Source organism: Mesorhizobium sp. B2-3-5 (assembly GCF_006442395.1).
Taxonomy (GTDB): Bacteria; Pseudomonadota; Alphaproteobacteria; order Rhizobiales; family Rhizobiaceae; genus Mesorhizobium.
The window spans coordinates 1-21240 of the sequence record NZ_VFVX01000057.1; the positions used below are offsets into that span (position 1 = coordinate 1).

The 21240-nt window shown below is 62.6% G+C and carries 30 protein-coding genes and 1 tRNA gene; 16 read left to right on the forward strand and 15 right to left on the reverse strand.

Annotated elements, in window-relative coordinates; genetic code table 11:
• On the forward strand, window positions 1–582 hold a 582-nt coding region (locus tag FJ958_RS30165; RefSeq protein ID WP_140749371.1), incomplete at its 5' end, for an invasion associated locus B family protein.
• An 81-nt stretch (window positions 583–663) separates the two neighbouring features.
• Here FJ958_RS30165 and coaBC read toward each other — a convergent pair.
• The 6 genes from coaBC to ubiE all read right to left on the reverse strand — a co-directional run bounded on the left by coaBC (window position 664) and on the right by ubiE (window position 5287).
• Window positions 664–1896 (reverse strand): bifunctional phosphopantothenoylcysteine decarboxylase/phosphopantothenate--cysteine ligase CoaBC, encoded by a 1233-nt coding sequence (coaBC, locus tag FJ958_RS30170; RefSeq protein ID WP_140749374.1) that lies wholly within the window; start codon window positions 1894–1896, stop codon window positions 664–666.
• 25 nt (window positions 1897–1921) lie between these two features.
• The gene (locus tag FJ958_RS30175) at window positions 1922–2323 is read right to left on the reverse strand and encodes a type II toxin-antitoxin system VapC family toxin (protein ID WP_140749377.1); all 402 of its coding nucleotides are present in this window, start codon (window positions 2321–2323) and stop codon (window positions 1922–1924) included.
• A gap of 2 nt (window positions 2324–2325) precedes the next feature.
• Complete coding sequence (locus tag FJ958_RS30180) at window positions 2326–2580, reverse strand: hypothetical protein (RefSeq protein WP_140749380.1); 255 nt, start codon at window positions 2578–2580, stop codon at window positions 2326–2328.
• A 2-nt stretch (window positions 2581–2582) separates the two neighbouring features.
• Window positions 2583–2792, reverse strand: coding sequence for a plasmid stabilization protein (locus tag FJ958_RS30185; protein WP_140749383.1), 210 nt, complete (start codon window positions 2790–2792; stop codon window positions 2583–2585).
• Window positions 2793–2865: 73 nt separating this feature from the next.
• Window positions 2866–4440, reverse strand: a complete 1575-nt coding sequence (gene ubiB / locus FJ958_RS30190; protein WP_140749386.1) for a 2-polyprenylphenol 6-hydroxylase — start codon at window positions 4438–4440, stop codon at window positions 2866–2868.
• 70 nt (window positions 4441–4510) lie between these two features.
• On the reverse strand, window positions 4511–5287 hold the full coding sequence (ubiE, locus tag FJ958_RS30195) for a bifunctional demethylmenaquinone methyltransferase/2-methoxy-6-polyprenyl-1,4-benzoquinol methylase UbiE (protein WP_140749389.1): 777 nt from the start codon (window positions 5285–5287) through the stop codon (window positions 4511–4513).
• 134 nt (window positions 5288–5421) lie between these two features.
• Here ubiE and FJ958_RS30200 point away from each other — a divergent pair, with 134 nt between their 5' ends.
• The 4 genes from FJ958_RS30200 (at window position 5422) to FJ958_RS30215 (ending at window position 8634) form a co-directional block, all read left to right on the forward strand.
• On the forward strand, window positions 5422–6396 hold the full coding sequence (locus FJ958_RS30200; RefSeq protein WP_140749392.1) for an adenosine deaminase: 975 nt from the start codon (window positions 5422–5424) through the stop codon (window positions 6394–6396).
• Between the two features lie 159 nt (window positions 6397–6555).
• Window positions 6556–7185 (forward strand): uracil phosphoribosyltransferase, encoded by a 630-nt coding sequence (gene upp, locus FJ958_RS30205; RefSeq protein WP_140749395.1) that lies wholly within the window; start codon window positions 6556–6558, stop codon window positions 7183–7185.
• Window positions 7186–7268: 83 nt separating this feature from the next.
• A complete protein-coding gene (locus FJ958_RS30210; RefSeq protein WP_140749398.1) occupies window positions 7269–7940 on the forward strand; it encodes a hypothetical protein in 672 nt (223 codons plus the stop codon).
• A 130-nt stretch (window positions 7941–8070) separates the two neighbouring features.
• On the forward strand, window positions 8071–8634 hold the full coding sequence (locus FJ958_RS30215) for a TIGR02281 family clan AA aspartic protease (protein WP_140749401.1): 564 nt from the start codon (window positions 8071–8073) through the stop codon (window positions 8632–8634).
• Here the strand turns inward: FJ958_RS30215 and deoA are convergent, their stop codons facing one another.
• Genes deoA through FJ958_RS30245 form a run of 6 tightly spaced genes read right to left on the reverse strand, consistent with a single transcriptional unit; the run spans window position 8635 to window position 14901 of the window.
• Window positions 8635–9954: a thymidine phosphorylase gene (gene deoA / locus FJ958_RS30220; RefSeq protein ID WP_140749404.1), complete on the reverse strand. Its 1320-nt coding sequence runs from the start codon at window positions 9952–9954 to the stop codon at window positions 8635–8637. It lies immediately after the preceding gene.
• Window positions 9954–10763 (reverse strand): purine-nucleoside phosphorylase, encoded by an 810-nt coding sequence (locus FJ958_RS30225; RefSeq protein ID WP_140749407.1) that lies wholly within the window; start codon window positions 10761–10763, stop codon window positions 9954–9956. Before FJ958_RS30225 ends, deoA begins: the two co-directional genes overlap by 1 nt.
• A gap of 47 nt (window positions 10764–10810) precedes the next feature.
• Window positions 10811–11203, reverse strand: a complete 393-nt coding sequence (gene cdd, locus FJ958_RS30230) for a cytidine deaminase (protein ID WP_140749410.1) — start codon at window positions 11201–11203, stop codon at window positions 10811–10813.
• A gap of 59 nt (window positions 11204–11262) precedes the next feature.
• Window positions 11263–12234, reverse strand: coding sequence for an ABC transporter permease (locus tag FJ958_RS30235; RefSeq protein WP_140749413.1), 972 nt, complete (start codon window positions 12232–12234; stop codon window positions 11263–11265).
• Between the two features lies 1 nt (window position 12235).
• Entirely contained in the window at window positions 12236–13375 is a 1140-nt protein-coding gene (locus FJ958_RS30240) for an ABC transporter permease (RefSeq protein ID WP_140749416.1), read from the reverse strand.
• On the reverse strand, window positions 13372–14901 hold the full coding sequence (locus tag FJ958_RS30245; RefSeq protein ID WP_140749419.1) for an ABC transporter ATP-binding protein: 1530 nt from the start codon (window positions 14899–14901) through the stop codon (window positions 13372–13374). Before FJ958_RS30245 ends, FJ958_RS30240 begins: the two co-directional genes overlap by 4 nt.
• A 213-nt stretch (window positions 14902–15114) precedes the next feature.
• On the opposite strand from FJ958_RS30245, the gene FJ958_RS30250 reads away from it, so the two are divergent.
• Together FJ958_RS30250 and FJ958_RS30255 are read left to right on the forward strand one after the other, a co-directional pair.
• A complete protein-coding gene (locus FJ958_RS30250) occupies window positions 15115–15324 on the forward strand; it encodes a SlyX family protein (RefSeq protein ID WP_140609592.1) in 210 nt (69 codons plus the stop codon).
• Window positions 15325–15338: 14 nt separating this feature from the next.
• Window positions 15339–15725 (forward strand): hypothetical protein, encoded by a 387-nt coding sequence (locus FJ958_RS30255; protein ID WP_140749422.1) that lies wholly within the window; start codon window positions 15339–15341, stop codon window positions 15723–15725.
• On the opposite strand, the gene FJ958_RS30260 is transcribed toward FJ958_RS30255, so the two are convergent.
• The gene (locus FJ958_RS30260; protein ID WP_246679836.1) at window positions 15720–16091 is read right to left on the reverse strand and encodes a GNAT family N-acetyltransferase; all 372 of its coding nucleotides are present in this window, start codon (window positions 16089–16091) and stop codon (window positions 15720–15722) included. The two genes, FJ958_RS30255 and FJ958_RS30260, sit on opposite strands and share 6 nt — an antisense overlap.
• Between FJ958_RS30260 and FJ958_RS32350 the strand changes: the two genes are divergently transcribed.
• Complete coding sequence (locus FJ958_RS32350) at window positions 15975–16316, forward strand: hypothetical protein (RefSeq protein ID WP_246679838.1); 342 nt, start codon at window positions 15975–15977, stop codon at window positions 16314–16316. The genes FJ958_RS30260 and FJ958_RS32350 overlap by 117 nt on opposite strands.
• Here FJ958_RS32350 and FJ958_RS30265 read toward each other — a convergent pair.
• Together FJ958_RS30265 and FJ958_RS30270 are read right to left on the reverse strand one after the other, a co-directional pair.
• The gene (locus tag FJ958_RS30265; protein WP_140749425.1) at window positions 16286–17275 is read right to left on the reverse strand and encodes a BMP family ABC transporter substrate-binding protein; all 990 of its coding nucleotides are present in this window, start codon (window positions 17273–17275) and stop codon (window positions 16286–16288) included. The genes FJ958_RS32350 and FJ958_RS30265 overlap by 31 nt on opposite strands.
• A gap of 206 nt (window positions 17276–17481) precedes the next feature.
• Window positions 17482–17805, reverse strand: coding sequence for a hypothetical protein (locus FJ958_RS30270; protein WP_140749428.1), 324 nt, complete (start codon window positions 17803–17805; stop codon window positions 17482–17484).
• A 170-nt stretch (window positions 17806–17975) separates the two neighbouring features.
• Here FJ958_RS30270 and FJ958_RS30275 point away from each other — a divergent pair, with 170 nt between their 5' ends.
• From FJ958_RS30275 to FJ958_RS30310, 8 genes are all read left to right on the forward strand, one after another.
• Complete coding sequence (locus FJ958_RS30275; protein ID WP_140749431.1) at window positions 17976–18263, forward strand: hypothetical protein; 288 nt, start codon at window positions 17976–17978, stop codon at window positions 18261–18263.
• A gap of 156 nt (window positions 18264–18419) precedes the next feature.
• Window positions 18420–18509, forward strand: a tRNA-Ser gene (locus tag FJ958_RS30280).
• A gap of 606 nt (window positions 18510–19115) precedes the next feature.
• Window positions 19116–19310 (forward strand): AlpA family transcriptional regulator, encoded by a 195-nt coding sequence (locus FJ958_RS30285; RefSeq protein WP_140749434.1) that lies wholly within the window; start codon window positions 19116–19118, stop codon window positions 19308–19310.
• 12 nt (window positions 19311–19322) lie between these two features.
• Window positions 19323–19619 (forward strand): hypothetical protein, encoded by a 297-nt coding sequence (locus FJ958_RS30290; protein WP_140749437.1) that lies wholly within the window; start codon window positions 19323–19325, stop codon window positions 19617–19619.
• Window positions 19600–20019 (forward strand): hypothetical protein, encoded by a 420-nt coding sequence (locus tag FJ958_RS30295; protein WP_140749440.1) that lies wholly within the window; start codon window positions 19600–19602, stop codon window positions 20017–20019. Before FJ958_RS30290 ends, FJ958_RS30295 begins: the two co-directional genes overlap by 20 nt.
• A gap of 112 nt (window positions 20020–20131) precedes the next feature.
• A complete protein-coding gene (locus FJ958_RS30300) occupies window positions 20132–20344 on the forward strand; it encodes a hypothetical protein (RefSeq protein ID WP_140749443.1) in 213 nt (70 codons plus the stop codon).
• Complete coding sequence (locus FJ958_RS30305) at window positions 20344–20574, forward strand: hypothetical protein (protein WP_140749445.1); 231 nt, start codon at window positions 20344–20346, stop codon at window positions 20572–20574. Before FJ958_RS30300 ends, FJ958_RS30305 begins: the two co-directional genes overlap by 1 nt.
• On the forward strand, window positions 20571–21240 hold a 670-nt coding region (locus FJ958_RS30310), incomplete at its 3' end, for a virulence-associated E family protein (RefSeq protein ID WP_246679837.1). The genes FJ958_RS30305 and FJ958_RS30310, both read left to right, overlap by 4 nt.

Sequence of the window (21240 nt, forward strand, 5' to 3'; positions counted from 1 at the left end):
ATGAGAAAGTACGCGTATCTTGTGGCGATGCTGGGTGCGGCCTGCATCGCTGGTCTGCCGGCCATGGCGGCGCAAACGAAGGGCGACAAGGCAGCTCCGGCAGCAAATGCCGCCGCCAGTGCGCCGCAACTGCCTGGCGGCGCGTCGGCCTTGTCTGAAACCCATGGCGACTGGACGGTCAATTGCCAGATATCGGGCACCGCCAAGGTATGCAGCCTGTCGCATCAGCAGTTCAACAAGCAGAGCAACCAGCGTCTGCTGGCGATCGAGCTGTCGAGCAAGAGCGGCGACGACGCGAGCGGAACCCTTGCCCTGCCATTTGGCCTCGCTCTCGCCAAGGGCGTCACATTGACCGTCGACGACCAGAAACTCGATGGCAGCCTGCCGTTCAATACATGCCAAGTGGTCGGTTGTCTGGTCCCGGTGGCGTTCGACGCCAGTGTCACGCCGCTGCTCAAGTCGGGCACGACGCTCAAGATCGACGCTTTCGCGTCCGACACGGGACAGCAGGTGAGCTTTTCCATTCCGCTCAACGGCTTCGGCGGGGCGCTTACCCGCACTGCGGAGCTTTTGGCCAACTGAACGTAAAAGTTTTCCGCCGGAGAAGCCGAAGCATCGCCTGGCCACCGTCGAGCGGCAGGCAATGCGTGCGTCGCGTCCTGGTTAGACGACGATCGTTGTGAGGCGCTCGGCGATCAGGGCGGCGAGCCGTGCCGCCACCTCGTCCTTGGTCATCTCGGGCCACTCATCGACGCCGGTCTTCGAGACGATCCGGACCCGGTTGCGATCGCCGCCCATGACGCCTGAAGGGCCGATGCCGCTTTGGTGCGAGACGTCGTTGGCGACGATAAAATCGGCGCCTTTCTTCTTCAGCTTGGCCTCGGCATTGCGCAAGAGGTCCTGCGTCTCGGCCGCGAAGCCGACGACCAGGCCGGGCCGCTGCTTGTGGTGGCCAACCCCGGCAAGGATGTCGGGGTTCTCCACCATGCGCAGCATCGGCGGGCCTTCGCCCGCCACCTTCTTGATCTTCTCGCCGGCCGAATTCTCGGTGCGCCAGTCGGCAACGGCGGCGACGAAGACCGCGGCGTCGGCAGGCAAAAGCTGTTCCACCGCATCGCGCATCTCTTGCGCGCGCTCGACGTGAATGGTCTTCACGCCGGCGGGCTCATTGATGGCGACGGGGCCAGAAACAAGCCGCACATCGGCGCCCAGTCTTGCCAGTGCCGCCGCGATGGCATGGCCCTGCTTGCCGGACGAGCGGTTGGCGATGTAGCGCACCGGATCGATCGGCTCGTGCGTCGGGCCGGAGGTGACGATGATCTTCCTGCCAGCCAGCGGTTTCGGGCCGGCATCGACCAGTGCCTCGATCGCGGCGACGATCTCCAGCGGTTCGGCCATGCGGCCTTCGCCCGCCTCATTGCTCTCAGCCATCTCGCCCTTCGCCGGGCCGACAAAGACAATGCCGTCCTTGGCCAGTGTGGCGCGGTTGCGCCGGGTTGCCGGATGCGACCACATCCTCGGGTTCATGGCCGGGGCCATCAGCACCGGTTTGTCGGTGGCGATCAGCACGGTGGATGCGAGATCGTTGGCATGGCCATTGGCAAGCTTGGCCATCAGGTCGGCGGTGGCGGGAGCGACCACCAGCAGGTCGGCTTCACGCGACAGCCTGATATGGCCGACATCGTGTTCATCATTGCGGTCGAACAGTTCGGTGAAGACATGATCCGCCGAAAGTGCGCCGACCGACAGCGTGGTGACGAACTCCTGGGCGGCTGACGTCATCACCACACGCACCGCGGCACCGCGCTCGCGCAGCCGGCGGATCAGGTCCAGCGCCTTGTAGGCTGCAATGCCGCCGCCAATGATGAGCAGGATGCGCTTGCCGGAAAGGATCATGCCCGAGACCAGTTCTTGTCCAGTGTCATGCCAGCTTCAATGCCGGTTCGATGTCGGTATGGATGAAATCATCGCCCTTGAAAAGCAGCGGCATGCTTCTGGTCTTGGCCAAGGCATAAGCAAAGCAGTCACCCATGTTGAGGTTAGCCGGATGGCCAGTGCCGCGTCCGTAGAGTGCATAGGCCTCAATTCCAGCCTGCGCATGTTCGGCCGAGAGCGCGACGATCGTGACTTTCAGTCTGGCGAGAAGACCCTTCAACTCGGCCATACCGGCGGCGCCGTAGCGCCTGACGATAACCGTGCCGCATTCCATCAGAGTCGCGGCGCTCATCAATATCAGCTGTTTTCCGGCCAGGCGTTCGGCGATTGCCGGCGCTTCAGGTTCCTGCTTCAGGATGGCCACAATCGCTGAGGTGTCGACCACCACGGTCAGTCATCCTCTATGAAGGACCAGAGATCATCAGCGACTTTCTTCTGATCGAAATCCACTCTTTGTAAGCGTCGGCCGAATTCAAGGATTTCCTTCGCCGTAACGACATCCTCGTCATTTTCGCTGGCCGGCGCCACCTCCTGAAGCAACAGGCGTCTCGCCTCCTGCTCCATCGACAGGCCATGTCTGGCGGCTCGCTCGCGCAGCCTTTGTTTCAGTTCTTCGTCGAGATTGCGAATGGTCAGGACGCCCATGATTATTTTCGCAATCCAGTTGTCGGTTGAACTCTGATCTCGTCCTTGAATGTCAGGCCCTGGCGGTCGAAGCCTTTGGTGGTCGGAAGCCCAACGGATGCCGCCAGTACATCCCGTGCTTCCTGTTCCATGGAAACGCCACGCGCGGCGCCGCGCTCGCGCAGGCGCTGCATGATATGGTCATCCAGATTGCGCACCGTAATCCTGGCCATATGAGCACTCCACGCGCAATATAGTCTGGTCGGCAGTTGACTGCAATGACAGCATTGCTGTCATTGCATGCACTCAGACCAGCTTCCAGGCGATATAGACCAGTGTCAACGCGATCACCCACAGAGCGACGCGGCCGGAACGGCTGTACCGGGCTTCGGCCTTGCCGATGGCGCGCGCGGTGGTTTCGTCGAAGCGCAGCCCGTGCTCGGCCATCAGGTCGATCTCTCGCGACAGCCGATCGGTGCGCGCCGCAAGCTCCGGCGCCTGGCGGGCGAGCGTCAGCAGCGCCTTGGCGCCATCCCGCGCATCGAGCATCATGCCACGCGGGCCGAGGTTGCCGGCGATCCAGCCGCTGACCACCGGCTCGGCCGTCTTCCACATGTTGAAGACCGGATCGAGCGTACGCGCCACGCCCTCGACCACAACCATGGTCTTCTGCAGCAGGATCAGTTCCGGTCTTGTCGCCATGTCGAAGAGTTCGGTCACCTCGAACAGCAGCGTCAAAAGCTTGGCCATCGAAATGGTCTCGGCCGGCTGGCCGTGGATCGGCTCGCCGATGGCGCGGATCGCCTGCGCGAAGGCCGCGACATTGTGCTGGCGCGGCACATAGCCGGCCTCGAAATGCACCTCGGCGACGCGCAGATAGTCGCGCGTGATGAAGCCGTAGAGGATTTCGGCGAGGAAGCGGCGCTCCTTCTTGCCGAGCCTGCCGGCAATGCCGAGATCGACGGCGACGATGGTGCCATTGGCTTCGACGAACAGGTTGCCGGGATGCATGTCGGCATGGAAGAAGCCGTCGCGCAGCGTGTGGCGCAGGAACGACTGGACGAGATTGGCGGCGATCGCCTTCAGGTCATGGCCGGCGGCTTCGAGGCCGGCGATGTTGTTCATCTTGACGCCTTCGACCCATTCCATGGTCAGCACGTCACGGCCGGTGCGTTCCCAGTCGACATAGGGTACGCGAAAGCCGGGATCATCCCTGGTGTTTTCGCCAAGTTCGGAGAGTGCCGCGGCTTCGAGGCGCAGGTCCATCTCGATCTTGGTGGTCTGCGCCAGCGTCTCGGTGACCTCGACCGGCCGCAGCCGGCGTGACGACGGGATGTATCTTTCCTGCAGGCGGGCGGCGAGGAAATAGCTTTCCAAGTCGTGAAAAAAGCGGCGACGCACACCCGGCCGGATCACCTTCACCGCCACCTTGCTGGCAGCACCTTCGTGGAGGGTTTCGGCGGCGTGGACCTGGGCGATGGAAGCGGCGGCGACCGGGTCGCCGAATTGCGCGTAGAGATCGGCCACCTTGCGCCCGAGCGACGCTTCGACGGCCGCGATCGCCTCGGCCTTCGGGAAGGTGTGCATCTTGTCCTGCAGCATGGCAAGGTCGAGCGCCATGTCATTGCCGACGACGTCGGGCCGTGTCGCCAGGAACTGGCCAAGCTTCACATAGGACGGGCCGAGCCGGACCACGGCCTTGGCCAGCCGGTCGCTGCGCTGATAGGCGAGCGCGCGGCGACGGGTGAACAGCCGCGCCAGCCGCCAGCCGAATTTCGGCAGGCCGGACAACTCCTCGCCGGGCAAGGCGGCGACGACACCCTCGCGCACCAGCACCCAGCCGGCCCGCATGAGCCGAAATCCTGCGCTGACCGTGGTCATGGCTGCGCTCGCCCCGCCGATCCGTTGAACCGGCACAGAGCGCATCGAGCGGGGTAGATATGCGACGGCCTCAAAGCTTCCAGCCCGAATGCAGGGCCGCTATGCCGCCGGAATAGTTGCGGAAGGAAACACGCTCGAAGCCGGCGCGGGAAATCATCGCCGCGAAGTTGGGCTGGTTGGGGAATTTCGCGATCGATTCGACCAGATAGGAATAGGGCTCCCCGTCGCCGGTGACCATCTTGCCGATCCTGGGAATGGCGTTGAACGACCAGGCTTCGTAGGCCTTGTCGAGCAGCGGCATCTCGACCTCGGAAAATTCCAGGCACAGGAACCGGCCGCCGGGCTTCAGCACGCGGAACGCTTCGCTCAGGGCGACATCGATGCGCGGCACGTTGCGGATGCCGAAAGCAATCGTGTAGGCGTCGAACGTGGCATCCGCGAAGGGCAGTTCCTCGGCATTGGCCTCGACGAAATCGGTGTTGCCGGACAGGCCTTTCTTCTCGGCCCGGTCGCGGCCTACGGCGAGCATCGAACCGTTGATGTCGAGCACGGTGGCATGGGCATGGCCATGGCTGGCAGCGACGATGCGGAAGGCGATGTCGCCGGTGCCGCCAGCGACATCGAGCACACGCCAGCCAGGCCGCTTGGGCGGATTGAGCCAGGTGACCATGGCATCCTTCCACAGCCGGTGCAGGCCGCCCGACATCAGGTCGTTCATCAGGTCGTAGCGGTTGGCGACCTTGTGGAAAACATCGTTGACCAGGGACTGCTTCTCGCCTTCCCCTATACGTTTGAAACCATAGGAGGTTTCCATGCCGCCCGCGGCCGTGGTTCTCTCAACTGACATTTTTTTGATCCGTCATAAAACCGGCGGGACCATAGCCGATCGATGGTGCGGGCGCTATTGTTTAAGGCGCGGTGTTCAGCCGCGCTTCCAGGTGGTGGGTTTTCAAGACCTGGACTGACCGACGGGATGTTTGAATGCCTTTGAAAGCGGAACTGCACTGCCACATTGAAGGGGCAGCGGCGCCCGAACTCGTCATCCGCCAGGCGCAGAAATACGGCAAGGATACCTCGCCCTATATCCAGAACGGTTCCTTCGTCTGGCACGATTTCACCTCCTTTCTCGCCGCTTACGACTTCTCCTCCGATCTGTTCCGGACCGAGGAGGACTATGCGCGGCTGGCCGACCACTATCTGACCAGCCTCGCCCGCGATGGGGCGATCTATTCCGAGATATTCACCTCGCCCGACCATGCGACCAAAGCCGGGCTGTCGCCCAAGGCCTATACCGACGCGCTCGGCGAAGGCATGCTGCGCGCCAAGGCCAAGACCGGCATAGAGGGCCGCATGATCGTCACCGGCGTGCGCCATGTCGGTGTCGAGTCGATCGAGCGGGCAGCACGTTTCGCGGCGCGCTGCGGGCATCCGCTGGTCACCGGCTTTGGGGTCGCGGGTGATGAACGCATGGGCGACATGGAAGACTATGTCAGGGCTTTCGAGATCGCCCGCGAGGCCGGGCTCGGCATAACCGTCCATGCCGGCGAACTGACAGGCTGGGAGACTGTCCAGGCGGCACTCGACCATATCCGCCCCTCCCGCATCGGCCACGGCGTGCGCGCCATCGAGAACCCGGACCTTGTCCGGCGCATCGCCGACGAGGGCGTCGTGCTGGAATGCTGCCCCGGTTCCAACGTCGCGCTCAAGGTGTTCGACAGTTTCGCCGACCATCCGTTTCCCGCCCTGCGGGCCGCCGGCTGCAAGGTGACGCTCAATTCCGATGACCCGCCCTATTTCTGGACCTCGCTGAAGCGCGAATACGATATCGCCGCCGAGCATTTTTCAATGAGCGAAAAGGCGCTGGCGGCCGTCACCCGAACCGCTATCGAAGCGGCCTTCGTCGACAGGAAGACCAAGGCGATGCTGCTGGGCCGGCTGGACGCGAAGGTTCGGTGATCGCGATAGTGAGTAGTCAGTAGTCAGTAGTGGGCAGTTTGGCCATGCACGCATAGAGCGGTTGAAGGCCGGCGCTTTCCCTCAGGCAGGGACTCGCAAATCGGCTCACTATTCACTACTCACTACTGACCACGAACCATCACCACGTCGGAGCACATCATGAAGGGCGTCACCGTCGTCGATCATCCGCTTGTCCAGCACAAGCTGACCATCATGCGCAAGAAGGAGACCTCGACGGCCGGCTTCAGGCGGCTGCTGCGCGAGATATCGCTGTTGCTCGGCTACGAGGTCACCCGCAACCTTGAACTGACCACCACCACCATCGAGACCCCGATCGAGGAGATGGAAGCGCCGACGCTGGAGGGCAAGAAGCTGGTTTTTGCCTCGGTGCTGCGCGCCGGCAACGGCTTGCTGGAAGGCCTGCTCGACCTGGTGCCGGCGGCTCGCGTCGCCCATATCGGCCTCTACCGCGACCACGAGACGCTGGAAGCGGTCGAGTATTTCTTCAAGGCGCCGAGCGATCTCGCCGACCGGCTGGTGATCGTCGTCGATCCGATGCTGGCGACAGCCAATTCGGCGATCGCGGCGATCGACAAGTTGAAGGGGCGCGGCGCCACCAACATCCGCTTCCTGTGCCTGCTGGCGGCGCCGGAAGGCATCGAGCGCTTCACCAAGGCGCATCCGGACGTGCCGGTCTTCACCGCCTCCGTCGATCGCCAACTGAACGAGAAGGGCTACATCATGCCCGGCCTCGGCGACGCCGGCGACCGTATGTATGGGACGAAATAGCCTACAGTCTCCAGAGCTATAGAACGCCTGGGCGTATCGGGTAGAGCAGTACTTCTGGGGCTTCCAATGGAGATCTGGTTGTTATGGCAGCTAAGCTCGGATTCTTGTCTCGATTCAGACGCCATAGGGAAGACGTCAGACGGAGGGAAGACGTCAGACGGATCATCATCAGCGGAACCGGAAGGGCCGGAACCACCTATCTTGTCGAACTGCTTACAGAGCTTGGTCTGGATACCGGCGAATGGTCATCGAACGATTATTTCCCGGAAGCCAGAGCCGGCTTGGAGAGAGGGATTTTTGACCCAATAGGCCCGCGGATAATCAAGAGCCCGTTTTTATGTGAGAACGTGGATGCAGTTCTGGCTGCCGGCATAAAGATAGATCACGTGGTCATACCGGTTCGGAGGTTCGAGGATGCCGCTGCCAGTCGAGTTTATGTGCAGGAGGCAACAACTGGCTCGGCAGACGGCACCCCGGTAGAGGGAGGACTGTGGGAAACAGGCCACGCGAACGAGCAGATTGCGATCTTGTATCGTAAATTCGCAAACCTGATTGAATCGTTGTTGCGAAATGACATTCCAATGACGCTGATTTCCTTCCCCCGTAGCGCTATAGATCCCCAGTATCTGTTTGGCAAACTGTCGCCGCTGATACCTGGCACCAGCCAATCCAGATTTCAGGAAGCATTTTCCCGCATATCGAAGCCGTCATTGATTCATCAATTCGAACACGTAAGCCAGAAGCAAGGCGCTTGATACTCCTGCGGCCCCTATGCGTCTCGTATGGCGCGTACACAGTTCGTTTACGAAAACCTTCGGTTTCCGAGAGCGTTAAAGCGCCAAACACCATGTTCGGAGTAAGGGTCAGCCCTCAAAAGGTTGACCCATGCTGCGTACACTTCTCATTTTTGGTGCGTCTGCCGGAATAGCCGTATCCATCCCGATGATCTATCAGTCAAATCCTCAGCTTATCGAGGGATTGCTGAAATCGGCGATCGCCCCCAAGCCGGCCGCGGAAACCCAGCCGGACCTGAAGCTGGCGGCGGTGCCGGACAAACCGGCTGTAGCGCAACCGCTGGGCCGCAAGTTCGTGGTCGAGGCGGACGCGCGCGGACACTTCACCTCGCAGTTCAAGCTTAACGGTCGTCAGGTCGACGGCATGATCGACACCGGTGCGACGCTGGTTGCCATCAACACCTCGACGGCCCGCCGGATCGGCCTGTCGCTGAGCCCTTCCGATTTCACGCGCCAGGTCAACACCGCCAACGGCACGATCAAGGCTGCCGTGGTCACGGTCGATCGGCTGCAGATCGGCGCCATCCAGGTGGAAGACGTCCAGGCGGTCGTGCTCGACGACAAGGCGCTTCAAACCAATCTCATCGGCATGAGCTTCCTCACGCGGCTCCAGAAGTACCAGGTCGAAAACGGCTCGCTGCTGCTTGTCCAGTAATCAACCGCGCGGCAGGATCCGCCGCATGATGGTTTTATCCGCCGGCGGCTTGGAGGCACCGATCGCATAGGCTGAAAGCACGGCTGCGCCTGCGGCCTCGGCATCGGAGGGCGAGCGGGCGTGCACCAGCGCCAGGGCATCTCCGGCTTTGACTTCCGCGCCTATCGGGAGCAGCCTGGTGATGCCGACGGCGGGATCGATCTTGTCGTCGGGCCGGGTGCGCCCGCCGCCCAGGCCAACCACCGCAAGGCCAATGTCGCGGGCGGCTATGCTTGTGACGAAACCCTGTGTCATCGCCTTGACCGCGAATTCCGTTGCCGCCTCCGGCAAATATTTCTCCGGCCTCTCGATGAAATCCGCGGGGCCGCCGAGCACCGTCACCATGCGGGCGAAGGTGGCGGCGGCGCGGCCGCTGGCGAGCGTTTCGGTGGCGCGCCGCATGCCGTCCTGGTTGGACGACACCAGTCCCGCCGACTGCAGCATCTCGGCCGCCAGCGCCAGGGTCACGTCCTCCAGCCGCCGGTCGCGAAGACGGCCGGTCAGGAAGTCGACAGCGTTGCGCACCTCGACGGCGTTGCCGGCAGCCGAGGCCAGTGGTTCATTCATGCCGGTGATCAGCGCCGAGACCTTCAGCCCGGCGCCGCTGGCGACCTCGACCAGGCTGTTGGCGAGCGCGGTGGCATCACGCGACTTCTCCATGAAGGCGCCGTTGCCGACCTTGACGTCGAGCACCAGGGAGCCCAGGCCGGCGGCGAGCTTCTTCGACAGGATCGAGGCGGTGATCAGCGGTACCGATTCCACAGTGGCGGTCACGTCGCGGATCGCATAGAGCCGGCGGTCGGCCGGCGCGAGGTCGGCGGTCTGGCCGATGATGGCACAGCCCGTTTCCAGCACCGCCTGGCGAAACAATGCAATGTCGGGCTGGCTGATATAGCCGGGGATCGCATCCATCTTGTCCAGCGTACCGCCGGTATGGCCAAGGCCACGCCCCGAGATCATCGGCACATAGGCGCCACAGGCGGCGACGATCGGCGCCAGCATCAGCGAGACATTGTCACCGACGCCACCCGTCGAATGCTTGTCGGTGATGGGACCGGGCAGGTCCGACCAATCGAGCACGTCGCCGGAATCGCGCATGGCAAGCGTCAACGCCACGGCCTCGTCCCGGTTCATGCCGTTGAAGAACACCGCCATCGCAAAAGCAGCGGCCTGGCCGTCGGTGACGGCACCTGACGTCACGCCGTCGATAAAGGCCACGATTTCGCGAGCCTCGAGCCTCTGGCCGTCTCGCTTGTGGCGGATGATTTCCTGCGGAAGCATCAGTTCTCCAGGAGCCCGTCGCGGAACACGCGCTGAAGGACCGTTGCCAGCCGTGATCCGCCAACCGGCGCCATGTCCTTGGTCTCCTGGTGCGAAAGTTCGGCTCCGGTCATGCCGGCGGCAAGGTTGGTGATGACCGAGCAGGCGGCGACCCGCAGCCCAAGGAAGCGGGCCAGAATGACTTCCGGCACGGTCGACATGCCCACCGCGTTGGCGCCCATGGCGCGCGCCATACGGATTTCGGCCGGCGTTTCGAAACACGGGCCGGAAAACCACATATAGACGCCCTTGTGCAGCGCGGTGCCGGTCGCTTTCGCCGCGCGCTCGATCGCCTCGCGGATGCCGGCATCATAGGCTTCGGTCAGGCCGACGAAGCGGCGGTCGCTCGGCTCGCCGATCAGCGGGTTGGTGCCGGAGAAGTTGATGTGATCCGTGATCAGCATGACGGAGCCCGGCGGCATGTCCGCATCGACCGATCCAGCGGCATTGGTGAGGATCAGTTTTGTGATGCCGATGCCGGCAAGCACTTCCAGCACAGGCCGCATGGCCGCAGCGTTGCCGTGTTCGTAGTAGTGGGCGCGGCCAGACAGCATCAGCACCGGCATGCCGGCGAACAGGCCGGCGACCACTTCACCGGCATGGCCGCTGACGCCGCTCCTGGGAAAGCCGGGCAGGTCGGCATAGGAGACGCGGATCGGGTTCTCGATCCGGTCGACAAGGCGGCCGAGGCCCGAGCCCAGCACCAGCGCGGTCGACGGCGCCAGCCCGTCCAGCTTCTCGATGAGATGGTCCAGCGCCTTTTCCATCATTTCAGCCAGCCCGTCGTTTCAGCCAATGCTTCATTTCAGCCAGCCCTTCATTTCAAAATGTCGCCGGCGAAGCCGTAGGGGAATATGTCGCCCAAGGTCACGGTCTCGGCCACACCCGTGTCGTCGCAGAGATAGAGCTTGGTTTCAGGGCGGCAGAATTCGGCCAGCCGCTGACGGCAGCCGCCGCAAGGCGAGCATTTGGCCATCCGTTCGGCAAGGATGGCGATTTCGACGATCTTGCCGCCGCCGCCCATGATGTAGTGGCCAAGCGCGGTCGTCTCGGCGCACCAGCCCTCCGGATAGGAAGCGACCTCGACGTTGGCGCCGGTGAAGACGCGCCCATCTTCGGTGCGCAGGGCGGCGCCAACGGGAAACCTGGAATAGGGCGCATGGGCCTTGGCCATGGCGGTCTTGGCCGCTTCGAACAGATCATGCGACATTCAGTTGTACTCTCCCACGATCTTGTTCAAAAGCCGTCCGCCCAGTGGATTCCGTTCGCTCAGCGCTCCTTGACATAGGGCACGCCGCCGGCGCGGGGCGGGATCGCCTTGCCGATGAAGCCGGCGAGCAGGACGACGGTGAGAATATAGGGCAGGGCTTGCATGAACTGCACCGGCACCTTGCCGATGATGGGCAGCGGCGAGCCCTGCAGGCGGATCGACAGCGCGTCGAGGAAGCCGAACAGAAGGCAGGCGAACATGGCGTTGACCGGCTTCCATTTGGCGAAGATCAGCGCGGCCAACGCGATGTAGCCCTTGCCGGCGGTCATGTCCTTCACGAAGCCGCCATTCTGCACCATCGACAGATAGGCGCCGGCGACGCCGGTCAGGATGCCGGTGCAGATGAGCGCCCTATAACGCAGCCAGGCGACGGAAATGCCGGCGGTGTCGACGGCAGCCGGATTTTCGCCGACGGCGCGCAGCCTGAGGCCGAAGCGGGTGCGAAACAGCACCCACCAGGTGAAGGGCACCATAAGGAAGGCGAGGTACACCAGCAGCGAATGACCGGAGATCAACTCCGCGTAGATGGGGCCGATGATCGGCACGTCCCTGACGGCATCGGCGCCGGGCCAGGTGATCGCTTCGAACCGTTCGCCCGGCTGCAGCGCCGGCGTGCGTCCGCCCTGCTGGAACCAGGCCTGGCCGAGGATGATGGTCGAACCGGCGGCGACGAAATTGATCGCCACGCCGGAAACGATCTGGTTGCCGCGATGGGTGATCGAGGCGAAGCCATGCACCATGGCAAAGGCGACCGAGACCAGGATGGCCATGCCGAGGCCGAGCAAGGCCGAATGGAAGACCGACGCCGCGGCGGCCCCCGCGAATGCGCCAACCAGCATCTTGCCTTCGAGCCCTATGTCGAAGATACCGGCGCGTTCCGAATAGAGGCCGGCAAGGCACGCCAGCAGCAGCGGCACCGAGAGGCGGATGGTCGAGTCCAATGTCTGGACGATCGCGTTGAACACGTCCATCTCAGGCTCCCTTTCCCTTGACCGCTTCCATGCCGACCGACCGTGGGCTGAACGAGGCGAACAGCGCCTGGATGTAGGGCCTGAACATATGTTCGAGCGCGCCGGCGAACAGGATGACCAATCCCTGGATGATGACGATCATGTCGCGGCTGATCGCCGGCATCTCGAAGGCGAGTTCGGCGCCGCCCTGGTAGAGCATGCCGAACAGGATCGCCGCCAGCACGATGCCGACCGGGTGCAGACGCCCCATCAGCGCCACGGCGATGCCGACGAAGCCGGCGCCGGAGACGAAGTCGATCGCGACATTGTGCTGGTCGCCCATCACCGGATTGAGCGCCATCATGCCGGCGAGCGCGCCCGAGATCATCATGGCTGTGATGATGATGCGGGTTTCCGAAATGCCGGCATAGCGCGCCGCCTTCGGGCTGTGGCCATAGGTGCGCATCTCATAGCCGAGCTTGGTTCGCCAGATCAGCAGCCAGACCAGGAAGGCCATGACCAACGCCAGCAGGAAGGTGACGTTGAGTGGGGCCGAACGGATCTTGGCGCCGAACAGCTCGATGATCCAGTTGAGTTTGGGCAGTTCGGCTCCGGCAAGGAAGTTCCGGGTCTGCGGGGCTTGCGACCCGGCCGGCTTCAATGGCCCCACCAAGAGGTAGACCATGATCGAGGCGGCGATGAAGTTGAACATGATGGTGGTGATGACGATGTGCGAACCACGCTTGGCCTGCAGATAGGCCGGGATCAGCGCCCACAATGCGCCGACAAGCGAAGAAGCGACGATGGCCAGCGGAAATGTCAGCCACCAGGGCAGCACGCTGTCGAAGGACAGGCAGACGATGGCGATGCCGAGGCCGGCGATGTAGGCCTGCCCCTCGGTGCCGATGTTGAACAGGCCGCAATGCGCGGCCACCGCCACCGAAAGCCCGGTGAAGATGAAGGTGGTGGCATAGAAGAGGGTGAAGGCGATGCCTGTTCCCTTGCCGAAGGCTCCCTGGACCAGGATGACGGCGGCACGGAACGGATTTTCGCCGACCAACAGCACGACGAAGCCGGCGACGATGAAAGCCACGGCCAGATTGATCAACGGGATCAACCCATAATCGGCCCATGCCGGCAATTTGGCGTAAGGCGTGCTCATGCGGCGGCCTCCTGCTCGACCCCGGCCATGAGCAGGCCGAGCTCGCCTTCGGTAGCTTCGGGGCCGCGCTCGCCGACGATGCGGCCGGCAAACATCACCAGGATGCGGTCGGAGAGCGAGCGGATTTCGTCGAGCTCGACAGATACCACCAGCACGGCCTTGCCCTGGTCACGCATGGCGATCAGGCGCTTGTGGATGAATTCGATGGCGCCGACATCGACGCCGCGCGTCGGCTGGCCTACGATCAGCACGCCGGGGTCCTGTTCCATCTCCCGCGCCAGCACGATCTTCTGCTGGTTGCCGCCGGAGAAATTGGCGGTCTTCAGGCGCGGATTGCCGGGACGGATATCGTATTTCTCGATCTTGTCCTTTGCATCGGCCATGATGGCGTCGACATTGAGGAATGGCCCTTTGAGATAGCGGGGGTCGTCGTGATAGCCGAGGATGGAATTCTCGTTCTCCTCGAAGGCCAGCACCAGCCCGACATGATGACGGTCCTCCGGCACATGGGCGAGGCCGCGGTCGCGCAATTCGCCGGGATCGGCCTTGCCCGTCAGGTCGATCGGCTTGCCGTCGAGCATGACCGAGCCTGAAACGGCATGCCTGATGCCGGAAATCGCCTCGAGCAGCTCGGATTGCCCGTTGCCGGCAACGCCGGCGATACCGACGATCTCGCCGGCGCGCACGTCGAAGGAGATGTCGTCGACCATGGTGACGCCACGGGAATCCCTGACTGTCAGGTTCTTGACCGCGAGCTTGACGGCACCGGCTTCCGCTTCGCCCTTTTCGACCCTCAGAAGCACGCGGCGCCCGACCATCAGCTCGGCCAGTTCCTCAACGGTGGTTTTCTTCGTCTCCCGGGTTGCCACCATCGTGCCCTGGCGCATGACCGACACGGTGTCGGTGATGGCCATGATCTCGCGCAGCTTGTGGGTAATCAAAACCACCGTCTTGCCCTGTTCCTTCAGCTGCTTGAGGATGCGGAACAGATGATCGGCCTCGGCCGGCGTCAGCACGCCCGTTGGCTCGTCGAGGATCAGGATCTCGGCGCCGCGATAGAGCGCCTTGAGAATTTCGACACGCTGCTGCAGGCCGACCGGCAGTTCCTCGATGATCGCGTCGGGATCGACTTCCAGCCCATATTCGCGCTCCAGCCGCTCCAGCTCGGAACGCGCCTTGGCGATGCTGCTCTTCAAGAGCGCATCATTTTCGGCGCCGAGAATGATGTTCTCCAGCACCGAGAAATTGTCGACCAGCATGAAATGCTGGTGCACCATGCCGATACCTAGCGCGATCGCGTCGTTGGGCGTCTTGATCGACGCCGGCTTGCCGCCGACGCGGATTTCGCCGCCGTCGGCCTGGTAGAAACCGTAGAGGATCGACATCAGCGTCGACTTGCCGGCGCCATTTTCGCCGACGATGCCGTGGATGGTGCCGCGCGCGATCTCCAGATTGATGTCGCGATTGGCACGCACGGCGCCAAAACTCTTGTTGATGCCGATCAGTTCGATTGCGGCTTGCGCCATGCAGCCTGTCCCACTCTTATTTTTTTATCGCTTGGTCAAAATGCCTAGCATGACGCTCCGCCCATGCCAATTGGCCGGAGCAGCGTCCACTCTCGACAAATCCGCGCGCGCTTGTCAATTTCGAACGTGTCCGAAGCTCTCACATTCGCTAGTATGGCGAAGCCGAACTGAAACCGCGGCGCAAGGCATCGCGGTAAAAACTGGGGACTTTGCATGACCACGCCTGCCGACCGGCTGACGACGCTGGAAATCCGCGCCGCCGAGCAGGAAAAGACCATCGAGGAACTGTCGGGCCAGATCGCCGAGCAGTGGACGGTGATCGAGCGCATGCAGCGCAAGCTCGACGCCCTGACCGAGCGTTTCCTGGCGCTCGAGGAGCAGGCGGGGTCAGACGTGCCGGTGACCAAACCGCCACACTGGTAGGGTGGAGGGGAGCCATGGCCGGGGAGGGCGACCGCATGGCAAGGGCTGGGGACTATGTGCTTGGCCTGATGAACGACGCGGAGCGCCAACGGGCCGAGCGTGACCTGGAGATCGACCCAGCCTTCCGCGATGCGGTGATACGGCTTGCCGAGCGCATGCACATCTTCGATCGCGGTCGGTCAGCGGAGGAAGCGGATTGCTGGAAGCTGATCACCACACGCATTGCCGAACTGCCGCAGATGCGCGCCGCCGGCCTGGAAGACGTCAAGCCGGTGATCCATGGCCTTGTCCGGAAGCCGCATGGGTTCGGCGTGCATTCTCTTGGCGGCCGGTGCGGGATGATCGTTGCCGCTGCACTGACTGCTGTCTTTGCGGTCGGCTATCTGATGGGAAGGTTATAGGCCAAGTCCACGCGACATCAGCAGCATCGTCTCGCCATCCTGCTCGAATGTCTCCACCCAAATCCAGCCAAGAGCCGTGTAGAAGTCGCGCGCTTCCCAGGTGTAGAGATAAAGCGTCTCGACGCCGACGGAGGCCGCATGCGCTTCGATCGCGTCGACCAGCGCCGTGCCAATCCCTTTGCCTCGATGCGAGGTGTCGACGACAAGGCCCGCCAGCCACGGCGTCAGGTCATGTGCAGGTTCCAACTCGTGGCGCACCAGCAGACAGGAGCCAACCGGCACACTGCCGATCCGCGCAACCAGGGCCGCCTCGAACCCGTCGCCGGCAAGCAATTTCCGAAGCCCTGCGGCGTCGTCTTCAAACATCCTTTCGGTACCCGCGAAAAAGGCGGCAAGACGCAGTCTTGCCACTGCCTCGATGTCTTGTTCCCGCATGGGTTCGATTATCGGCTGCGTCACTCTCTCGTTATTCCCTCCGGACTGACAGAAGCTTCGCCCGATCCAGCAAAAACAAAACCGCCGGGCTTTCACCCGGCGGTTCGAAATCTGGTGCTTATCGATCAATACGGACAGGCGTTGTCGGCGGTGTAGTCGTGCACCTGGATCTTGCCGGCGATGATATCTGCCTTGGCCTTTTCGACAGCGGCCTTCATGGCGTCGGTCACCAGCGCTTTGTTGTTGTCGTCCATGGCGTAGTCGACGCCGCCTTCCTTGAGGCCGAGATTCTCGACGCCACCCTTGAAAGTGCCGTTCTTGCCGTCCATGAAGGCGGTGTAGACGGCGACGTCGACGCGCTTCATCATCGAGGTCAGCACCTTGCCGGGCTGCAGGCCATTCTGGTTGGAATCAACGCCGATGCCAAGCTTGCCGGCATCAGCCGCCGCCTGCAGCACGCCGACGCCGGTGCCGCCGGCCGCGGCGTAGACCACGTCGGAGCCCTGGTCGATCTGCGTCTTGGCGATTTCGCCGCCCTTGGCCGGATCGTTCCAGGCGGCCGGCGTGTCGCCGGTCATGTTCTGGATCACTTCCGTCGCACCGGCCGCCTTGGCGCCACCGACATAGCCGCATTCGAACTTGCGGATCAGCGGGATGTCCATGCCGCCGACGAAGGAGACCTTCTTCGACTTCGATGCCATCGCCGCCATGATGCCGACGAGGTAGGAGCCTTCATTCTCCTTGAACACCAGCGAGCGGACATTGGGCAGGTCGACGGCATCGTCGATGATGGCGAAGTTGAGATCGGGATATTCGGCCGCGATCTTCTTCAGCGCATCCTCCCAGGCGAAGCCGGCCATGACGATCGGGTTGTGGCCGTCCTCGGCGAAGCGGCGCAGCGCCTGCTCGCGCTGCGAGGCATTGGACACCTCGAATTCGACATAGGGCGTGCCGGTCTCGGTCTTGAACTTCTCGGCGCCGTGATAGGCCGCTTCGTTGAACGATTTGTCGAACTTGCCGCCCAGATCATAGAGGATGGCCGGCTGGACATCCGCGGCAAAAGCCGGAAGAGCCATTGCGGTTGCGGCCAGGAGGCCGAGAACGATACGTTTCATGTGATCCACACCCTGTCGGTTATTTTTTCCGTTACGCCCCGCCCGCCTGTCCGGTTCTGCGGCAGGCATGCGACGTCAGCCAGGAGTGTATTGACCTCCCGCTCGGCGGCAATCTGGCACGGCCCGAAACAAAATTCACGCGGAATTTTGACCCTTTGGAAAAGCGTGCCAAGGGCAAGCCGTGCCGGCAGTTTGGTCCTTGCGGATCAGTTGGCGGCGAACTGGCCTGTGCGCCGCTGCCGCTTGTAGCCGATGGCGTAGAGCAGGAAGGCCAGCACCGCGAACACGGCAAATCCCGGCTGGTTGAGCACCCAGGCAATGGCGCCATCCCACAGCAGTGGACTGGCCTTGGCGCGGACGAAGGTTTCGAAGGCCGCCCTTGTGTCCGGCGAGACGGCCAGCCAGCTGGCGTTGAGCGGGGTCAGCACAAGGGCCGAAGCCGCCACCGTGCGCGTGGTGTCGAGCACCGCCATGATGACGGAGACCGACAGCGCGACCATGGCAGCAAGACGAAAGATGAAGCGAAACATCAAGACTCTCCCCCGGCCGATCCTGGACGCTTCCCAGGGACCTCCGGCACGTATCCCGAAACGAGAAATAGAATGGGTATGGCTTGCCCGCAACAGCGATACGCGAATTTGAAAGTTCGGGCTTTCTCCTCCTATGCAGCCACCTAGCCCTATGCGGCCGGCCGACGCCTATGCCGGTGAGCGAGCCAGACGGCAAGAATGCCGCCGGCGATGGCGCCGACCACCAGCCCGGCCAGGCCGATCAAGGCGGCGAAATAGCCGCAACCACCCTCGAAGCAGCTTATCTCGGCGACATCGGCGATCACCGAACCGGCGAAGAAGCCGCCCCTTGCCTGTGCACATCATTCGGGTGCCGTCGTCTCAAATTCGGGTACGACGGCGGCTTTGCGAAACGCTGTGTGGCCGGCAAAGCGAATAGACCGCCGTTATGGCTTGGCATTCGCCGCGGGATCGACTAGATGAGCCCCGCGCCTGTTGCTTTGACGGCTCAGGTGCCGGGGAAGGATGCCCGCTGGTTGGGCGGCATCCATGGCGCGGAAGCTCCGCGCCGCAGCCCCAGGGAGATGCATCTCCCCAACCCGCACGGCGAAACCGGCCGGCGCGAAGGCAAGGACGGAGAGGTGGCCGAGTGGTTGAAGGCGCACGCCTGGAAAGTGTGTTTACGGGAAACCGTAACGCGGGTTCGAATCCCGCTCTCTCCGCCAAATATATAATAAAATCAATGCGTTAGTCGCTTCGTAAAAGTTCTACCTACATTTCTACCCCATGGGATTATTTTCCTAGGTATCGCGCCCGGAAGTTCTGTCGGCTCGTGCGCAGCGACTTCTCCCACTGATTTTCGCATTGGACTCCCTTCGACCGTTTTAATCGCAAGACTCCTTGGCCGATTTTTGTGATCCAGGGGGCATGGTCATTGCGCACGGCGCAAAAGCCATATCCAACCTGTAGATTCTACACTAGAATTTAGGTCTACCCCCCCAGGGGGCTTGCCGCCCCAACAGGACTCCCTCAACCCTGTTTCAATCGCAGGACGCCGCAGGGCCTTCTGGGCTGCCGCCGCACTCCCCACAGTGCTGGCGTCCAAAGACTCCTTAGCGCGGATTGAGCGGGGGCCTGCTCAGCCCCTGTCTAATAATAGCGTGCTCGTAAGATATACTTCCTGTATTGCAAGTATATATCGAGACCAGCATCTAAAGTATGGCTCTTTTAAGCCGTTGATTTCGTTGTCTTCTTCGTTCTCGACTGTGGGCGGATACATGCGGTATTATTTGCATGTTCACGGAACTACTTACTCACAAGGAGGAACATCAATGCAGACATTTATCCGAAGGCCCGAAGTCGAAAGAATAACCGGCCTCAGTACTTCCAGCTTGTATGAAAGAATGCAAGCCGGACAATTCCCGAAACCCATCCGCATCGGCCCGAAAGCCGTAGCGTGGTCGCTGGCCGAGGTGGCCGAGTGGCAAGAAAAATGTCTCGCGCTTCGCGACGCAGCAGCAGCTTAAGGAGTTACAAAAATGGCCGACCAAAATTCTCACACCATCCTGACGCAGGGTGACAAATACTACGCCGAGGGCAAGCCAAGGGGCGGTGGCGTTATACCGATCGCGGGCGAGGCATATCGAAGCGATGTAATCGCTTTGCACGCGGCCGATCAGCGCCGCCAGACTGAGGCCGAACGAGTGGCGAGCGAGTTGCTGCTGCTCGCGCCGGGCGCACCGGAAGATTTCGCCATCATGATCCGCTCATATCCCGTGGTGGCATCGTATCTGCTGCCGATCTTCCTGAAGGCCAATGGCGATGCGGAAGGCTAAGCGGCATAGTACGCAGAGGGAGGCCCGGCACATTCTCGCCGGGCTTCGCCTCTCCGATGGCAACCTCGCCGGTCAGGTTACGGCCGCGTCGGACAACGTCCTCGCGGTGATGATGGCGCTGATGTGGCTGTCAGCCGGATGGATCGAAGTCGACGGCACGTTTCGCGAACTCTTCGTAAGGCACTACGACGCGTGGCTGGCCGAGATCAAGCCCTCGAAGCGCGACCCGACGAGTGCCGTGATCGAAGCGTGTCAGGCGATCGACGCGACGATGCGGATCATGGGGTTTGAACCCACTCCCGAATTGATTGCGCAGGAAGCACGCGCGAAGGCGCTGGCGGAAGCGGAATTGCGGAGGCGCGGGTTCTTCGATGAGAGCCTCCCGCTTGAACTGGTCTGAGATTCCGAAGAGACGCGAGGGGCCGCGAGGGGCTCTTCCTGGGCGCGCAGCCCTCGCCCTCTTGGTGATGGTGATTTTGTGCATCGTGTTGGCGACCTGAAGGAGTGAGACGATGGGCACATTGAAGTTGAGCAGAGCGGGGGCGCCCGGGCACTCCGAGGATAAGCTCACCGAGGCCGAGCGACAGGTTTCTTCGTCGATCCGCAAAATCGGTGGCGGTTCAGACCCGGCGGGGGTCCAGCGGCTGCTCGCCGTCCATGCCGAATTGCTGGGTGCCATTGCCCGCGAGGAAAAGCGTCAGCGGCTTCGCCGTGAGGGGCGGTGATGGGCGTCGTGATCTCGCTCGAAGAGCGTCGGCGGGCGCAAAAGGGGCGGAGTGAGACGGAGGATGACAAGGTCGCCAGCCCAGCATTCGTGGCGGCCTTTGAGCCGATCTTCGAGGCCTTGGAACTGGTCGAAACCGTTCCGTTGCCGAAGATGGCGCGGGCACGGGAGCTGCTTCTGAAGGGACTGGGCGTGATGCTTGAAACGGAGAAGAGGAGGCCGAGCCGGTGAGTGAGGTAGCGAAGGCGACCGAGCCGTTCGAGTTCCAGGTGGTCGGCACGATCACTGAGGAGGATATGGCGGCGTTGACCCCGGTGGATTTGGTCGAGGCCGAGGCATCTTGGAAAGCGTGGGAAAAGCTGCACTCGAAGCCCACGAATGGCTCCGGGGGGCTGGTCAAGCTGTTCGGGGATCGGCTGACAGTAAAGCAGCAGCCTTCCGATCCCGCGCCGGCCAAGACGGATGCCGCGTCGGAACTTAGCCGTGTGCGAAATCCCAGCGGGATCGTGGCTTCACTGGACAATGCGGTGGTGGCGATACGGAAACTCGGAGTTGTCTTTCGGTTTGACGAGTTCCGGCAAAAGGTCATCTGCGAGGGTCTGGAAGAACGGCTCGGCGTGACGATGGATGACATCATCCTTCATGTGCGAAGGGCGGTGATCCAGACATTTGGCTTCGATCCAGAGCCCGCGCACACGCGCGATGCGATTCGCCTCTTGGCGCGGGAGAACTCGTTCAATCCGGTGCTCGGTTGGATCGAGTCGAAGCCCTGGGACGGCGTGCGGAGGATTGACACATGGCTGAGCGCCTATCTGGGTGCGGAGGACAACCCGCTGAACCGGGCGTTTGGCCGAGCGGTGTTGATCGCGGGTGTTCGCCGAGTTCGCCGTCCAGGCT

What these genes read in the sequence shown, in the direction of transcription:
- FJ958_RS30210 (WP_140749398.1), top strand. Translation starts at nt 7,269, where the DNA reads ATGGCAGCTAAGCTCGGATTCTTGTCTCGATTCAGACGCCATAGGGAA.
- FJ958_RS30285 (WP_140749434.1), top strand. Translation starts at nt 19,116, where the DNA reads ATGCAGACATTTATCCGAAGGCCCGAAGTCGAAAGAATAACCGGCCTC.
- ubiE (WP_140749389.1), bottom strand. Translation starts at nt 5,287, where the DNA reads ATGTCAGTTGAGAGAACCACGGCCGCGGGCGGCATGGAAACCTCCTAT.
- coaBC (WP_140749374.1), bottom strand. Translation starts at nt 1,896, where the DNA reads ATGATCCTTTCCGGCAAGCGCATCCTGCTCATCATTGGCGGCGGCATT.
- FJ958_RS30290 (WP_140749437.1), top strand. Translation starts at nt 19,323, where the DNA reads ATGGCCGACCAAAATTCTCACACCATCCTGACGCAGGGTGACAAATAC.
- FJ958_RS30295 (WP_140749440.1), top strand. Translation starts at nt 19,600, where the DNA reads ATGGCGATGCGGAAGGCTAAGCGGCATAGTACGCAGAGGGAGGCCCGG.
- FJ958_RS30300 (WP_140749443.1), top strand. Translation starts at nt 20,132, where the DNA reads ATGGGCACATTGAAGTTGAGCAGAGCGGGGGCGCCCGGGCACTCCGAG.
- FJ958_RS30185 (WP_140749383.1), bottom strand. Translation starts at nt 2,792, where the DNA reads ATGGCCAGGATTACGGTGCGCAATCTGGATGACCATATCATGCAGCGC.
- FJ958_RS30225 (WP_140749407.1), bottom strand. Translation starts at nt 10,763, where the DNA reads ATGATGGAAAAGGCGCTGGACCATCTCATCGAGAAGCTGGACGGGCTG.
- deoA (WP_140749404.1), bottom strand. Translation starts at nt 9,954, where the DNA reads ATGCTTCCGCAGGAAATCATCCGCCACAAGCGAGACGGCCAGAGGCTC.
- FJ958_RS30265 (WP_140749425.1), bottom strand. Translation starts at nt 17,275, where the DNA reads ATGAAACGTATCGTTCTCGGCCTCCTGGCCGCAACCGCAATGGCTCTT.
- FJ958_RS30200 (WP_140749392.1), top strand. Translation starts at nt 5,422, where the DNA reads ATGCCTTTGAAAGCGGAACTGCACTGCCACATTGAAGGGGCAGCGGCG.
- FJ958_RS30245 (WP_140749419.1), bottom strand. Translation starts at nt 14,901, where the DNA reads ATGGCGCAAGCCGCAATCGAACTGATCGGCATCAACAAGAGTTTTGGC.
- FJ958_RS30255 (WP_140749422.1), top strand. Translation starts at nt 15,339, where the DNA reads ATGGCCGGGGAGGGCGACCGCATGGCAAGGGCTGGGGACTATGTGCTT.
- FJ958_RS30270 (WP_140749428.1), bottom strand. Translation starts at nt 17,805, where the DNA reads ATGTTTCGCTTCATCTTTCGTCTTGCTGCCATGGTCGCGCTGTCGGTC.
- FJ958_RS30260 (WP_246679836.1), bottom strand. Translation starts at nt 16,091, where the DNA reads ATGTTTGAAGACGACGCCGCAGGGCTTCGGAAATTGCTTGCCGGCGAC.
- FJ958_RS30235 (WP_140749413.1), bottom strand. Translation starts at nt 12,234, where the DNA reads ATGGACGTGTTCAACGCGATCGTCCAGACATTGGACTCGACCATCCGC.
- upp (WP_140749395.1), top strand. Translation starts at nt 6,556, where the DNA reads ATGAAGGGCGTCACCGTCGTCGATCATCCGCTTGTCCAGCACAAGCTG.
- ubiB (WP_140749386.1), bottom strand. Translation starts at nt 4,440, where the DNA reads ATGACCACGGTCAGCGCAGGATTTCGGCTCATGCGGGCCGGCTGGGTG.
- FJ958_RS30180 (WP_140749380.1), bottom strand. Translation starts at nt 2,580, where the DNA reads ATGGGCGTCCTGACCATTCGCAATCTCGACGAAGAACTGAAACAAAGG.
- cdd (WP_140749410.1), bottom strand. Translation starts at nt 11,203, where the DNA reads ATGTCGCATGATCTGTTCGAAGCGGCCAAGACCGCCATGGCCAAGGCC.
- FJ958_RS30215 (WP_140749401.1), top strand. Translation starts at nt 8,071, where the DNA reads ATGCTGCGTACACTTCTCATTTTTGGTGCGTCTGCCGGAATAGCCGTA.
- FJ958_RS30240 (WP_140749416.1), bottom strand. Translation starts at nt 13,375, where the DNA reads ATGAGCACGCCTTACGCCAAATTGCCGGCATGGGCCGATTATGGGTTG.
- FJ958_RS30250 (WP_140609592.1), top strand. Translation starts at nt 15,115, where the DNA reads ATGACCACGCCTGCCGACCGGCTGACGACGCTGGAAATCCGCGCCGCC.
- FJ958_RS30275 (WP_140749431.1), top strand. Translation starts at nt 17,976, where the DNA reads ATGCCGGTGAGCGAGCCAGACGGCAAGAATGCCGCCGGCGATGGCGCC.
- FJ958_RS30305 (WP_140749445.1), top strand. Translation starts at nt 20,344, where the DNA reads ATGGGCGTCGTGATCTCGCTCGAAGAGCGTCGGCGGGCGCAAAAGGGG.